This window comes from Spirochaetota bacterium, assembly GCA_025061835.1.
Lineage (GTDB): Bacteria > Spirochaetota > Brevinematia > DTOW01 > DTOW01 > SKYB106.
The window spans coordinates 1-15251 of record JANXAC010000030.1; the positions used below are offsets into that span (position 1 = coordinate 1).

Sequence of the window (15251 nt, forward strand, 5' to 3'; positions counted from 1 at the left end):
ATGAATTGATAAAAACAGTAAATGAAAAAGAAGAACTCGCTTCAAAGCTATCTCAAACAGAAAATGAATTGATAAAAACAGTAAATGAAAAAGAAGAACTCGCTTCAAAGCTATCTCAAACAGAAAATGAATTGATAAAAACAGTAAATGAAAAAGAAGAACTCGCTTCAAAGCTATCTCAAACAGAAAATGAATTGATAAAAGTATATCTTAGTAAGAGCTGGCGAATTACACGACCTAATGAGATGGTTAAGAAGAAAATTAAAAATTTAAAGGGTTAAAAATTATGAGAGGCAAGTTTAAGAAAGATTATTGGATAATTAAATTTTCAGGCCTATTTGATTCTGTTTACTATCTGAGACAAAATCCCGATGTAAGAAATGCAGATGTAGACCCGTTAGAACACTTTGTGATGCATGGTTTGAAAGAAGGAAGAAAACCAAATGAATGGTTTGATTCTTTAATTAATGAAGAACTAATGTACAATATAGATAGTTTAATTCTAAAGAAAAAAAGAATTTATGGATGGGGTTGGATCTTTCATAAGACAAAAAAAATTGATAATATAATATTTTTATGCAAAAAAAAGAATAGAGAATATAAATCAATCTTAGAGTATGGTTTGCCACGTGAGGATGTTTTCGAAAGTTATCAAATTATAGAGGCTAAATATTCTGGCTTTATAATTAATATTAATATGGAAATGAGTTTTCCCGATAAATTTTATTTACAAATTAAATGTAATGATAATTCAGTTTATGCTATTGATGTTACAGATATAATTGATGTTAAAAACCATTCGAATTTTAATTTATGTAAATTTAATCAATGGATTAGAATAAGCTTAATTTATCTAATTCAAAAAAATTATAGACAATTATATATAAAAATTTATAACAAAATCAAAGATCTCTTATATAAATTTTTTATAAAGTTTAGAAAAAATGATAAAACGAAATTATTTAAAAAATTGTTAAAAGAAAATAATCAAAATAAGGAAATGATTTTAATAATAGATCATAATCTAGGAGGAGGAGCAAATAAATACAGTAAACAACTTATTTCTGAATTAAAACATAATAAAATAGTTCTACATCTATTTTATGATCTTAGAACCCTGTCTTATTGGGTTAATTGGTATAACAATGATGAGTGTAAAACATTCTATTTTGAAACTTGTAATTTATTAGATATTTTTAAAGATATACAAATTAAAGAAATTTTTGTAAATAATCTTTATTCATTTGAAGATCCTTTAATAATAATTCACGAACTTTTAACTTTAAAGAAAAACAATAAAAATATTAAAATATCGCTAGCAATTCATGATTATTTTTGCATTTGTCCATCATATAATCTTCTAGATTATAAAAATGAATATTGTAATATCCCTAAAACAGATATATGTGTGAAATGTCTGCAACATCATAACGGTGAATTTAAAAAATTTTATAATTACAATAATATCCTCCTATGGCGAGAAATGTGGTATGAATTTCTAACATTTTCTGATAGTATTATCTGTTTTTCTAAATCATCTCAGGAAATACTCAAAAAAGCTTATCCTGAAGTAAATCTAAATAAAATTTCTATTATTCCTCATAAAATCGAAACTTTAAGAAAGGCAAATATCAACTCAACCTCTTCATTACATATAGGTATAGTAGGCACAATTTATAATACAGCTAAAGGTGAAAAAATAATTAAAGATTTAGTGAATTTAATAATAGAAAAAAAGCTTCCTATAAAAATAACTATAATTGGAGAGATTAAAAATCCACCATTATTCACATCGATATTATCGATAACAGGTAAATATACTTCCTCTAAACTACCAGAAATAATTGAAAAAAGCGGAGTCAATATTTTTTTCTTTCCTTCCATTTGGCCTGAAACCTTTTCATATGTCGTACATGAACTTATGTCTATGAACCTGCCTATAGTAGCTTTCAATATAGGAGCACAAGCTGAATATTTACAAAATTATCCCAACAGTCGCCTTATACCAGACATTGATGTTGAAATAGCTTTACAAATTATGATAAAATTTTTTAATGAGTTATATAAAAATAAATCATGATTTATATTTTTACAAGCATAGCAGCAAATTATTTACCAAAAGCGCGGGTATTAGCTAAATCACTTAAAAAATTCCATCCAGAATTTAAATTATATCTTGTTATAGATAAAATTCCAGAATGGTTTGAGTTAAAATCAGAACCTTTTGATGATTTTATTCTTTATCAAGATCTTAACATACCTAATTTCAAATCTTGGATTTTTAAATATTCTTTACTGGAAATGTGTACTGCTGTAAAACCATATGTTTTCTTACATCTTTTCCAAAATGATCCTAGTGCCGTTTTATATTTTGATCCAGATATAGTAGTATTTTCTCGTTTAGACGATTTAATAGAATACTTTAACGAATTCAGTATTCTATTAACGCCACATCAAACTGAACCAGAAACAATTCATGATGCAATTATTGATAATGAAATATGTAGTTTAAATTATGGTATTTTTAATTTAGGATTCATAGGAGTCAAAAATGATTCAGAAGGTAAAAAATTTGCACATTGGTGGGCAGATAGATTAGATCGATTTTGTTATGCAGAATTGAATAAAGGTCTATGGGTCGATCAAAAATGGATAAATCTCGTTCCCTGTTTTTTTGAAAAAATAAAAATTATAAGATCACCACGTTTTAATGTTGCTCCATGGAATTTAACTACGCGAAAACTTTATGGCAACTTTGAAAAAGGTTTTTTTGTCGATGATAAACCTTTAGGGTTTTATCATTTTACAGGGTTCGATAGCAAAGCACATGAGATCATGGTCTTAAAATATGCAGGAGACAATGAAGCAGTTAAGGAACTTATTAAATGGTATAAATTACAAATAAAAGACGATAAGGCTGCTAATCTACCTTTTGCCTATGCTCATTATCAAAATTTTGAAAACGGCGAGCCTATTCAGTTAGTCCATAGAATTATATATAGAATGCGCAGAGATTTACAAGAAATTTATTCAGATCCATTTAAAGTCATTCCTAATGGTAAATGTTTTTATAACTGGTTTAAATGGAGAGCGCATATAGAACATCCAGATATAATAAAAAATTATTTATCGAAAGCTTCTAATGAAATAGAAACTAAAACTACTTTTATAAAAGATTTAGAAATAATAATAAAAAGAATTTATAGAAGTTGTAAAAAAAGTATAAGAGACAAAAATTATAGAAAATATTTATATAATAAAATTAAATACATCATAAAAACGGAAGGAATAAAAGGGTTAGTAAAAGAAATTTTTTCAAATAATAAATAAAATTATGAAAAGAAAAAAAAAATATATATCTAATTTTTTATACAAAATTAATTTAATAAATGTTCTTACTTTTAAAGAAATTAAAGTCAAATATAAATCAAGTTTCCTTGGTTATCTATGGTCAGTGCTTCATCCTCTCTCACTAGCTATAGTTTTCTATTTTGCCTTTCAAATTATATTAAAAATTCCCATAGAAAACTTTACTCTCTTTCTTATCACAGGACTTTTTCCTTGGCAGTGGTTTGCTAACTCAGTTGCCTCATCAGCTGTTAGCTTGATTGGAAATGCTTCTCTTATTAAAAAGATTAACTTTCCTCGCTACTTTATTCCTCTTAGCAATGTGCTAAACGATGCTTTTCACTATATAGTTTCTCTTCCTATAATTTTCGTTTTCGTTCTTTATTATGAAATTCCGCTAACTTTAAACTGGCTTTATGGTATACCTTTGGTAGTTATATCTCAATTCATTATCACTTATGGATTTTCTCTTCTAGTTTCCTCTGCCAACCTTTTTTTTCGAGATCTTGAAAGGTTTGTTCAAATAGGTTTAAATATATTATTTTATCTTACTCCTATAATTTATGAAACCAAACTAATTCCAGAGGAATATAGGGGTTATCTTCTTCTAAACCCCATGTATTCTATAATTGAAAACTGGCATCTTATATTTATGAAAGGATACCTAGATTTTGAACTTTATTTAATCTCTCTTGGATGGGGTATAGCAATTTTTCTTTTAGGTTTTTATGTGTTTCAAAGACTATCATGGAAATTTGCTGAAGTATTGTAATGGAACCCGTTATAGTATTAGATAATGTAACAAAAACTTATCCTCATTATGGCTATATTAAAGCAGGCTTTAAAACTTTTCTTTTTAATATTCCCAAAGCTATATATGGAACTTTAAAAAGAAGATTTACTGCATTAGAGAATATCTCTTTTGAAGTTTATAAAGGTGAATGTTTAGGAATTATAGGAAGAAACGGAGCTGGAAAAAGCACACTTTTAGGACTAATAGCCGGAGTGATTAAACCCGACCGTGGAACAGTTATTGTTAAAGGAAGAGTTTTACCTCTTCTTGAGCTTGGCGCAGGTTTTCATCCTGAACTTACAGGAAGAGAAAATATAATCTTAAACGGAATCCTATTAGGAATGACTAAAAAAGAAGTTTTAAAGAAACTGGACCAAATTATTGATTTTTCTGAACTCAGAGAGTTTATAGATCAACCTCTCAGAACTTACTCATCTGGTATGGTTGCAAGATTAGGTTTTTCTGTAGTTGCACACCTTGAACCAGATATTCTTCTTATAGATGAAGTTTTAGCTGTAGGAGATATAAACTTTCAAAAAAAATGCATGGATAAAATAATGAGTTTTAGGAAAAATTCTGTCACCATCTTATTAGTAACACATGTTCCAGATCAAGTGGAAAAACTATGTGATAGAGCTATATGGATAGACGAACATAGAATAAAAGCCATAGGAAATCATGCAGATATATGTAAGCTTTATAAAGAATCTCTCGTATGAAGATTAATATTATTCTTTCAACATATAATGGAGAAAAATTTTTACCAGAATTTTTAAAATCACTTGAAAATCAAAGCTTTAAAGAATGGATTCTTTTTGTAAGAGATGATAACTCCCAAGATAATACTCTGAGTATTTTAGAGGAATTTAAAAAGAAAAGACCACAAAAAGTCTATCTAATAAAAGATACCTTAGGTAATTTAGGAGCCTGTAAGAGTTTTCTTACTTTACTTAAAGAAACAGAGGGAGATTATTTTATGTTTGCAGATCAAGATGATATATGGTTACCTGACAAGATTGAGTTAAATATGATAAAAATGCTTAAACTTGAAAATATCTATGGTAAAGAAAGTCCTATACTAATTCATAGTGATCTAATTGTAGTAGATAAAAATTTAAATATTTTAGCTAAATCTTTATGGAAATATCAAAGAACAACTCCGCAAAAAAGAAATTTAAACTATTTGCTTATTCAAAACAATGTAACTGGATGCACTGTAATGATAAATAAGGCTTTAAAAGGCCTTGTAAATACAATACCCAATAAAGCTATAATGCATGACTGGTGGTTAGCTTTATTAGCTTCAGCTTTTGGAGTGATAGATTATATAGAAAAACCATTAGTTTTTTACAGACAGCATGAATCTCAAGATATAGGAGCAAGAAAATACTCACTAAGTTATTTTCTAAAGAGATTTGCTAAAAATCCAAAAGATGCTTTTATCTCTGTTTTTAAAACAGTTGAACAAGCAAAAGAATTTTTTGAGATTTATAAAAATTTGCTACCAAAAGAAAAAAAGGATATTATTCTTTCCTATTTAGAAATCTTTAACAGGGGAATTCTATCAAGGCCTTTAAAGATTTGTAAAGGAAATTTCTTAAAACACGGTATTATAAGAAATATCGGATTTATTTTCACACTCACTGTGTTGTGGGATAAATATGCAAGACCTAAATGTCTCAATAGTTTTATACCATACAGATAAAAGTATTCTTATAAAAGCAATTGAAAGTGTTCTAAAATCAAATTTGGTTAAACATCTTTTTTTAATAGATAATTCAAGAGGAGATAAATTAAGAGAAATAAAATCTCTGAGTGAAAAAATTTTATATATTCATACGAGAAAAAATTTGGGTTATGGTAAAGCCCATAATATAGCCTTAAAAAAATCCTTAGAAAACAACATAAAATATCATTTAGCAATGAATCCAGATATTTATTTTAATGAAGGAGTTTTAGAAAAACTGTATAGATTTATGGAAGAAAATGAAGAAGTAGGTTTAGTAATGCCAAAAGTTCTTTATCCTAATGGTAAGTTACAGTATCTTTGCAAACTACTACCAACTCCTTTTGATCTTTTCAGTAGAAGATTTTTGAATTGGGGAGTTTTTAAAAAAATTGTTGAAAAAAGACAAAATGTTTATGAGCTTAGATTTACAGGTTATGATAAAATTATAGAAGCTCCTTTTTTGTCCGGATGTTTTATGTTTTTAAGAGTTAAAATTTTAGAAAAAATCGGACTTTTTGATGAAAGATTTTTTCTTTACTGTGATGACCTTGATTTATCAAGAAGAATACATAGCACAAGCAAAACTATTTTGTATCCTTACTGTGAAATCTATCATGAATGGGGTAGAGGTTCTTATAAAAACTTTAAACTACTTATTTATCATATAGTTGATGCAATCCGATATTTTAATAAATGGGGATGGTTTTTTGATAAAGAAAGAAAAGAAACTAATAAGAAAATATTAAAGAACAATTTGTTCTTTTAATGCATCTTTAAGTTCATTTAAAAAATTATTCATTACTGAAGACATTTTTTAACATTATGAGATTTCTAAATTTTATTGACCTTTCTTATTTGATTTTACATGAATAATTCCAAAAACATTATGCCCAAGTGATTTATACACCCCATATTCCAATTAAAAAATATTTTATTCTCCTGTATATAGCTATTTTTATATTATTTTTATATTACTTTATTGCTGACAAATTGCACTTATATACATAATTCATTCCAGTCAAAACTAACTTCTCATCTATGAAGATATCTTATAATCTTTTTAATGTGTATTGATTACTTTTTATTGCTATAATACTTCCATAAAAAATTCTTGAATGTAGTTTTTTACCTAAATGAAAGGAATTAACTATTTTTTTCTTCTTCGTTAATGTAGATTCTATAACTGCCTCTGTTTCTTAAAAAAATCCAGCTTTTTAAACTAAATGATTCAGCTTTTTATTTAGTTAACCTCTATTGCTTAGCCAACCTTAAAACCATATTTTAACATTATGAATCTCTTTCTTTTTAGGAGTTTTTTCCTGAAGTGATTGTTTCAAGATAAAGTTCAATTGCGTATTTAAGTTTTTCATAGCCTCATCTTAGGTATCAACCTGGGATAAATATCCCTTAAGCTCTGGACAGTAAGCAAAATAAATATTTTAATCCCTTTCTATTACAAATGCAAGCTTCCTGTAGGGAGTCAACTATTGAATAATGTACCTCGTTACATACAAAAGGTAAAGGATTATGAACAGTGCTAAAAGTAGTTTTATTCTTAAGCATTGCATAGATAATTCTCAAGAGTTTATAAGCCACAGCAAGCACAGCTTTCTTGTATGCAAGACCTTCAGCTCTTCTACGGTTAAAGTATTCCCTGAAGTATTCATTATGCCTTATAACATAAACGCTCATAAGCCATATAACCCTTCTCAAATGCCTGTTTTCTCTTTTAGAAAGTCTACTTTTACCTTTAAACTTTCCAGACTCATAAACATTACTTATGGATTCCTTAGCCCATTTTTTAATATCCAAAGCAGTAAAAGAGAGTTTTCTACCAGCTGTAACACTTTGAAGAACTTTTTCAATATCAGCCACATTAGCATACTTCAAAGCCAATGTAGAAGGATACAGGCGGATTCTTTTCTTATGAGAATGAATTTTTTAGGAAATTGAGAGAGCTTATTGAGGAAAGTTTTAAAACAACTTATTAATGGTTTTTACAGAGAGATAACAGACTTCTTGGATAGCTTAAAAGTTCAGGTAAAATGGAGTTTTTCTGTTTTGGCTATTAAAAACTAATTCTTAATGTTAAAAGAATGACCAAATAAGGCCCTTTTTATCATTTTGTAGGAAAAGATATGAGATAAAAATAACATGAGAATGCTTAGTTATGAAGAAGTTTTAAAGATTTATTATCTTCTGGAGAAAAAACAAGAGATTTATCTGTTTAGCGGGTTTGATAAACCGAGAGATTCAAATTTGGGATGGGAAAATCTATATATTTCTACTTGAAAAAGGTCATGGAATTTTACATAATTTTAAAACATATTAGTTTATTTTTTAGCACAGAAAAAAATTTTTACTTCACAAGCTATCGGTAAAATAAACAAAAGTGTTAAAATTAAATAAAATATCTAGGGAGGCTTAAGATGAGGCAGGAAATTAAGGTTTTGGTGGCATTTCTTATAGGTGGAGTAGTTGGAGCAACTATAGCACTTCTTTATGCACCAAAGTCAGGAGAAGAAACAAGAAGAGATATTAAAAGAAAGGCAAAAGAGCTCAGAAAAAAGACTGTGAAAGTTGCAGAAGAGCTTTATGAGGAAATTGAAGAGCTTTCAGATATGCTAAAAGATAAAATTAAAGATATTAAAGAGCGTGGTCAGGAACTAAGCTCTGAGACTAAAAAAGAAATTTTAAATCAGATTGAAAAAATTTCAAAAATAATTGATGAAAAAAAGAAGAAGCTTCTGGAGAAGTTTGATTGATTGAGAAGAAAGCCCTTGAAGATTTAGATTTTTACAAAGTATTAAGCTCAATAGAAGAGTTTGCAGCATCAGAAGCTACTAAAAGGGTTATAAAAAATATTTTTCCTTTTGATGATTTTACCTTAGCTGAGAATTCTCTTAAAGAGTTTGAGGAGATAAAAAGATATTTTGACAGCGGAGGAAATCTTCAAATATCTTCCTTTCCTGATATTAGTGGTTTAATTGAAAAGGCTAAAAAAGAAGGAGTATTTTTTGAACCTCAGGAATTAACTCAGTTTTTAAAGGTTCTAAGAGTCTTAGACAGAGTATCTTCAAATGTGGATGAACTTCTTAATTTTACTTTCTTAAGGAAGAAAATAAAAGATATTCTCAAAACTACTTTCTCAATTGGTCAACCCTATATTCTTGAAAAACTTGAAAACACAGTTGATGAAGAAGGCAATATTCTTGATACAGCCTCTACGACTCTAAAATACATAAGAAAACAGATAAGACAAACTGAAGAAAGAATAAAACAAAAGCTGGAGGAAATAATTAATCGTTCAAATGTTGCTGTTTTTCTTCAAGATAGATTTATTACTAAAAGAAATAACCGTTGGGTTATTCCTGTGAGAATGGACTCAAAGGGACAGATTCCAGGTATTGTTCATGATATCTCTCGTTCAGGTGAGACAGCATTTATTGAACCTGCTGAGGTAACAGCTTTCTCTAAGAAACTTGAAGAACTATTAATTGAACAAAGAGTTGAAGAAATAAGGATTTTAAAGGAAATATCCTTTGATATTCATCAAATTAGCGAAAATCTTCAAAAAGAGTTTGAACTACTTGTGTATCTTGATAAAATGCTTTCTATATATAGGTTTTCTCAAAAGTTTCGTGCAGAAGCACCTCAACTAACTAAAGACACAGTTATCAAACTAATAAATGCAAGACATCCTATTTTATTACTTTCAAAAAATGTAGTTCCTCTAAATCTTGAACTTAAGGATAAAAAAGTTCTTGTTATCACAGGTCCTAATGCAGGAGGTAAAACTGTAACAATAAAAACCATAGGAGTCTTAACAGCAATGGCTATTTCAGGACTTCCAATTCCAGCAAGTGCATCTTCAATAATTCCATTTGTAAAAAATATATATGTTGACCTATATCATGAAGGCTCAATTGAAGAGCATCTTTCAAGTTTTGCATCCCACATCGTAACTCTTAAGAAAATAGTTGAAAATGCTGACTCAGAAACCCTTGTTCTTCTTGATGAAATAGGAACAAATACAGACCCTGAAGAGGGTTCTGCTTTAGCTTGTGCAATACTTGAAGAACTACAAAATAGGAGAGTTCTTACCTTTGCTACAACTCATCTAAGTAAAGTTAAGTTATTTGCAGCTACTCATCAGAATATAGAGATAGCCTCAATGCTTTTTGATGAAAAAACCATGACACCGCTTTATAAGTTAAGCATTGGTAGTCTTACTCCTTCCTATGCCCTTGAAGTTGCTCAAAAGTATGGATTCCCAGAGAAGCTTATAAAGAGAGCATATGAACTTAAAGGAACTCAGGATAAAAAAATATATGAGCTTATTAACGAGCTTGAAAAAACTAAGGAGGAATATCAAAGAAAGCTTGTAGAGCTTGAAAAAATTGAGGCTTTTATTAATACTGAGAAGGAAAGACTTGAAAGAGAAATAGCCTTAGCTTCTGAAAATAAGAAAAAAATAGTTGAAGAAGCAAAAATGGAAGCTCAATTTATGCTAACAAAACTAAAAAGAGAAATTAATCTTCTTTATGAAGAAGCAAAAAGGGCAGATAGAAAAAGACTAAAAGAGATCTCTCAAAAGATATCTGATATGTCAAAACAGTTTATTTCTGAAGATACTAAAAAACAAGAAGAAATAAATCCAGGAGACATTGTTAAAATCAGAAATCTAAATCTTATAGGCAAGGTATTAACTATTGAAGATAATAGAGCAAGAATTCAAGCTGACACTGCGCAGATTGAGGCAGGATTAAGAGAGATTGAGAAAGTATCTAATATTAATGATAAAAGGTTTGAATCTTTAGTCTTTACAAATAAAAAAGCTTCTGAAAAAGATGAAAAGGAGGAGTCCTCCAGAAGACTTGATATTAGGGGAATGAGAGTTGATGAAGCCATACCCTTAGTGGAAAGATTTTTAAATGAACTTTCACTTAGTGAGTCTTACAAAGGCATAATATTACACGGAATAGGAAAGGGAATACTAAGAGATGCTGTAAGAGACTATATAAAAGACCATCCAGCAGTAAAAAGCTTTCGTAAGGGAAATCCCGATGAAGGGGGAGACTCTGTAACAGTGGTTGAAATATTATGAAAATTATTGGAGTAATAGGAGCAGGTGAGGCAGAAAAAGAACTTTTAGACTTGGCAGAAAAAGTGGGACGTCTTCTTGCAAAAGAAAATGTTATCGTTGTTACAGGGGGATTAGGAGGGGTAATGGAAGCCGCATGTAAAGGAGCTTACTCTGAAGGAGGAGTTACTGTAGGAATACTACCGACAGACAAAAAAGAAGATGCTAATCCATATGTAAAAATTCCAATTCCCACAGGTATGGGAGAGATGAGAAACTCTCTTATAGTCAGAGCTTCTGATGCTCTTATTGCAATTGGTGGAGGATATGGAACACTAAGTGAGATAGCTTTAGCATTAAAAACAGGTAAAAAAGTGGTTGGATTAAAGACATGGAATATACCTGGCATAATAAAGTCTCATTCACCAGAAGAAGCAGTAACTATTGTAATGTCTTTATTTAACTAATGGTAAATAGATCTTAAAAGTGGTTCCCTTACCAAGTTCGCTTTGAACATCAATAAATCCAGAGTGATCTTGTATAATTCTGTAAACAATGGAAAGTCCAAGACCTGTTCCTTTTGCTCCTTTTGTTGTGAAAAAGGGCTCAAATATCTTTTTTCTTGTTTCTTCATCCATACCAACACCAGTGTCTGATACATATAAAACTGCAAATTGTTTATCCAAAAAATCAACTAAATCTGTTTTTATTGTTATTACTCCACCTTTTGGCATAGCATCCTTAGCATTTTGTAGTAAGTTTGTCAATACTTCATTAAAGGCTTCAATGTCAAGATTAACCCAAATAGGACTCTTAGAGATTTGATAAACTATTTTTATAGAGTCTTCAATCTGTGATTCTATCTTTGTTTTCATAGAGATAATTATTGAGTTTAGATCAACTTTTTTCATTTCATATATTCTTTCTCCAGTAATGTTTATGATTTCTTTTATAAGATATAATGCCTTTTTTGAAGCATTCACTATCTGTTGTAAGGCATTTTTTACGAAATCATCTGCGACTTTTGGCTGAGCAAGGGTTGCAAATCCTTGAATAATATTAATAATATCTTTAAATCTGTGCACTGCTTCACCAAGAGAACGTTTTACAGATTCAAAATGGGCGGATTCTTGCATTTTTCTTTCTACTTCCTTAGCTTTCAATATTTGTACTGAAGCCTCTGAGATTGCTCTACTTAAGTATCCTATTTCGTCTGTTCTTTGAGCATACTTTTCAAAATATATTTCTCTAAATCCGAGTCCACTTATTTGTCTTGAAACTTCTAATAAAGGCTTTATATATTTTTGGGAAATATAGATGAAGACGAGCATTATAAGTAACAAAGAAAAAAAAGACTGATAAAAAATTTGCAAGTTAAGATTTCTTGTTAGCACACTATGTGGAATTAATACTATAAGGGAGTACTCTCTATTTTTATTTCTCCATTTTTTAATATTTACGAACCATTTCTCATTGTTGAAAGTAAACACAGTTTCTTTTGAATTTAATGCTTTAAAGAGTAATGGAAAGTTGGTTTCATCAAGAGTATAAATCTTATCTGGTTCTGTCTGTATTTCGTTAGTATAGGCTATTACATGTTCTCCATCTGACAATAAATAAAGCTTTGCCTGTGGATGAAGAAAACTTCTTTGTTGATTGAGAATCAAAGAAAAAGCCTTAATCATTATATCAATACCAACAACTTCTTTTGAGTCTTTACATAACTCTAAAGAAGCTGTAATTCCAGGGTCTCTTGTTGTTCTGAATATATATTCTTTACTCCACTGAATATCTTGGGAGTTTAATGCCTGTTTATACCATACAGTTTCTCTTGGATCATAGTTGTCTTTCACTCTTATCTTTTTTATTATTTTTCCATCACTATCTAATGTGGTCCAGATTACATATCCTTTATCTTCAGCTTTTTTAATTCTATTTTTCCATTGACCTCTATCATTTAGGATAAGATAACCATTTCCCTTTTCGTCTCCATAGTTTATTGAAGTAACATAAGGATGTTTTTTCATAAAATCCATTAAAAATCTGTTTGTCCTCTCAACATCATTAAAATCTAAAAATTTAAAATATGCTAAACTATCAATATTGTACAAAAATACCTCAATAGGCTTTATTATATTTTCTGTTTCCTTATGGAATAAATCAGCAACAGTTTCAATATGGTTTAAAAAGAAATCTTTATAAAAATAATAGGAAAATAGATAGTTACTTGCTGATATGCCTGTTACAAGAACCAGCATTACTATCACAAAAATCCATTTGATGCTAATTATAAATTTTGGCATCCTATTTAAAATTATAATCATAATCAAAAATTTTTACTATCCATAAAGTATGTTCCTACTATTAGAAAAACCGGAGAATTTCTATAAAAATTTGTAGAATATTTATTAAACTCTATTAAAACTTAAACTATAATGAGGCTAAAGAACCACGAAATAATAAAACAACCTCTTGATTTTTCAAAACATACAGAGCTTGTAATTTCAAGGGTTTCTATTAATACTCTTGTAGAAAATATTTTAAAATTAACCGATATCACCTGACATTCCTGAAATAATGGTGGATTCAAATAAAATAGAGCAAGTATTTTTAAATACTATGCTTAATGCTATTTAGGCAACGGAGGAAAAGAAAAAGTACTGACTGTGAAAACCTTTTTGAAAGATGGAAAATGTTATATTTCATTTACTGATACAGGTCCTGGTATATCTGAGGAGATATTACCTAAAATTTTTGATCCATTTTTTACAACAAAACCAGTTGGAAAAGGAACAGGTTTGGGACTTTCTGTAAATAAGTCTATTGTAGAACAATATAATGGAAGAATTTTTGTTGAAACTTCTTCATCAGGTACTACTTTGAAGACGATTCTGCAATGAACCTTGGGATGAATCATTTTCTCAAAAACCCAAAGTTATGATATAACCACCTGCGAGGATGGAGCAAAAGCTTTATCAATTCTTGATTCAGATTCATTTGATATCGCAATTATTGACTTTAAACTTCCAGATGTTGATGGACTTACTTTACTTAAACATATAAAAACAATTTCTCCGCAAACAGGGGTTATAATTATAACAGCTTTTGCTCAAGTAAAAACTGCTGTTCAGGCAATAAGAAAAGGTGCTTTTGATTATATTGCCAAACCATTTACAAATGAAGAACTTCTTTTATCAATAGAGAAATTCTTAAAGTTTCGTAATCTTGAAAAATAAATAAGGTATTTAAACGAGCTTGTTAAAAGAAAAGAAGAGTATGAGGGAATGATTTCTACAAGCCCTGTAATGAAAGAAATATTTGATAAAATTGAAGCCATAGTAAAAACAGATGTACCTGTTTTAATTCAGGGTGAGAGTGCAACACGTAAAGAGCTTATTGCAAATGCCATTCAGAGACAAAGCCTAAGAAGAGGAAAACCCTATATAAAAATAAACTGTGCAGCAATTCCTGAAACACTTTTTGAAGCTTAACTCTTTGGATATGAAAAAGGTGCTTTTACGGATGCTACTGAAACTAAAAAAGGTAAATTTGAACTAGCAAATGGAGGAACTATATTTTTTGATGAGATTGGAGATATGCCACTCTTAGTCTTCAGGCAAAACTATTAAGAGTGATTAAAGATGGAATTATATATCGTCTTGGAGGTAAGGAACCTATTAAGATTAATGTCCGGTATATTTATGCCACAAGTAAGAATCTTAAAGAATAAATAAAAGTTAAAAAATTCAGAGAAGCTCTCTTTTATAGAATAAGCGTAATACCTATAGTTGTTCCTTTTTAAGAGAAAGAAAAGAAAAATATAACAAACAAAATATCGCTATTATTCCATCAGCTTATAAGGCTTTACTTTCCTATGATTATTCTGGAAATGTAAGAGAATTAAAACATGCAATTGAGAGAGCTGTGCTACTTTCAAAAGATGGAGTTATTGATATTAAACATCTTCTGAAGAGTTTTCTCTTATTTCTTCATTTCAGAGAGGATGCTTTATAAATAATTTTTCCCTTAAAGAATGCATTGAAAACTTTGAAAAAAATCTGATATAAAGGCTCTTCAAGAACGCGGATGAAAAAACAGAGGCTGCAAAAAAACTTGGGATAAGCCGCAAGGCATTATGGGAAAAAATGAAATTTTATGGAATTGATTCAAATAATTTAAATTCTTAATCATTAAGAGAATAATTTAAGACGGAGGGGGAGGGATTCGAACCCCCGGTAGGGGAAAACCCTACAGCGGTTTTCAAGACCGCCGCCTTAAACCACTCGGCCACCCCTCCA

The 15251-nt window shown here is 29.3% G+C and carries 13 protein-coding genes, 1 tRNA gene and 2 pseudogenes; 13 read left to right on the forward strand and 3 right to left on the reverse strand.

Translation table 11 applies throughout. The features are described from left to right. From NZ579_07680 to NZ579_07710, 7 genes are all read left to right on the forward strand, one after another. Nucleotides 1–281 (forward strand): hypothetical protein (locus tag NZ579_07680; GenBank protein MCS7299816.1); only part of this gene is annotated, 281 nt, incomplete at its 5' end. A 5-nt stretch (nucleotides 282–286) separates the two neighbouring features. Further along, on the forward strand, nucleotides 287–2080 hold the full coding sequence (locus tag NZ579_07685) for a glycosyltransferase (GenBank protein MCS7299817.1): 1794 nt from the start codon (nucleotides 287–289) through the stop codon (nucleotides 2078–2080). After that, on the forward strand, nucleotides 2077–3330 hold the full coding sequence (locus NZ579_07690) for a glycosyl transferase (GenBank protein ID MCS7299818.1): 1254 nt from the start codon (nucleotides 2077–2079) through the stop codon (nucleotides 3328–3330). The genes NZ579_07685 and NZ579_07690 overlap by 4 nt, the downstream gene beginning before the upstream one ends. Before the next feature lie 4 nt (nucleotides 3331–3334). Further along, on the forward strand, nucleotides 3335–4120 hold the full coding sequence (locus NZ579_07695) for an ABC transporter permease (protein ID MCS7299819.1): 786 nt from the start codon (nucleotides 3335–3337) through the stop codon (nucleotides 4118–4120). Beyond that, entirely contained in the window at nucleotides 4120–4860 is a 741-nt protein-coding gene (locus NZ579_07700) for an ABC transporter ATP-binding protein (GenBank protein MCS7299820.1), read from the forward strand. Before NZ579_07695 ends, NZ579_07700 begins: the two co-directional genes overlap by 1 nt. After that, on the forward strand, nucleotides 4857–5846 hold the full coding sequence (locus NZ579_07705) for a glycosyltransferase family 2 protein (protein MCS7299821.1): 990 nt from the start codon (nucleotides 4857–4859) through the stop codon (nucleotides 5844–5846). Before NZ579_07700 ends, NZ579_07705 begins: the two co-directional genes overlap by 4 nt. Further along, nucleotides 5803–6636, forward strand: coding sequence for a glycosyltransferase (locus NZ579_07710; GenBank protein ID MCS7299822.1), 834 nt, complete (start codon nucleotides 5803–5805; stop codon nucleotides 6634–6636). The genes NZ579_07705 and NZ579_07710 overlap by 44 nt, the downstream gene beginning before the upstream one ends. Before the next feature lie 641 nt (nucleotides 6637–7277). Here the strand turns inward: NZ579_07710 and NZ579_07715 are convergent. Further along, complete coding sequence (locus NZ579_07715) at nucleotides 7278–7745, reverse strand: transposase (GenBank protein ID MCS7299823.1); 468 nt, start codon at nucleotides 7743–7745, stop codon at nucleotides 7278–7280. Nucleotides 7746–8299: 554 nt separating this feature from the next. Between NZ579_07715 and NZ579_07720 the strand changes: the two genes are divergently transcribed. The 3 genes from NZ579_07720 to NZ579_07730 are packed head-to-tail and all read left to right on the forward strand — an operon-like array spanning nucleotide 8300 to nucleotide 11420. Beyond that, nucleotides 8300–8635, forward strand: coding sequence for a YtxH domain-containing protein (locus NZ579_07720; GenBank protein MCS7299824.1), 336 nt, complete (start codon nucleotides 8300–8302; stop codon nucleotides 8633–8635). Next, complete coding sequence (locus tag NZ579_07725) at nucleotides 8632–10977, forward strand: endonuclease MutS2 (GenBank protein ID MCS7299825.1); 2346 nt, start codon at nucleotides 8632–8634, stop codon at nucleotides 10975–10977. Before NZ579_07720 ends, NZ579_07725 begins: the two co-directional genes overlap by 4 nt. Next, the gene (locus NZ579_07730; GenBank protein ID MCS7299826.1) at nucleotides 10974–11420 is read left to right on the forward strand and encodes a TIGR00725 family protein; all 447 of its coding nucleotides are present in this window, start codon (nucleotides 10974–10976) and stop codon (nucleotides 11418–11420) included. The genes NZ579_07725 and NZ579_07730 overlap by 4 nt, the downstream gene beginning before the upstream one ends. On the opposite strand, the gene NZ579_07735 is transcribed toward NZ579_07730, so the two are convergent. Then, nucleotides 11409–13256, reverse strand: a complete 1848-nt coding sequence (locus tag NZ579_07735) for an ATP-binding protein (protein ID MCS7299827.1) — start codon at nucleotides 13254–13256, stop codon at nucleotides 11409–11411. The two genes, NZ579_07730 and NZ579_07735, sit on opposite strands and share 12 nt — an antisense overlap. A gap of 435 nt (nucleotides 13257–13691) precedes the next feature. On the opposite strand from NZ579_07735, the pseudogene NZ579_07740 reads away from it, so the two are divergent. From NZ579_07740 to NZ579_07750, 3 genes and pseudogenes are all read left to right on the forward strand, one after another. Continuing rightward, nucleotides 13692–13781, forward strand: a pseudogene (locus tag NZ579_07740) (sensor histidine kinase). Between the two features lie 150 nt (nucleotides 13782–13931). Then, on the forward strand, nucleotides 13932–14189 hold the full coding sequence (locus tag NZ579_07745; GenBank protein MCS7299828.1) for a response regulator: 258 nt from the start codon (nucleotides 13932–13934) through the stop codon (nucleotides 14187–14189). Nucleotides 14190–14258: 69 nt separating this feature from the next. Then, nucleotides 14259–14582 (forward strand): annotated as a pseudogene (locus tag NZ579_07750) (sigma-54 factor interaction domain-containing protein). Nucleotides 14583–15162: 580 nt separating this feature from the next. Here the strand turns inward: NZ579_07750 and NZ579_07755 are convergent. Then, nucleotides 15163–15250, reverse strand: a tRNA-Ser gene (locus NZ579_07755). Nucleotide 15251: the final 1 nt, after the last annotated feature.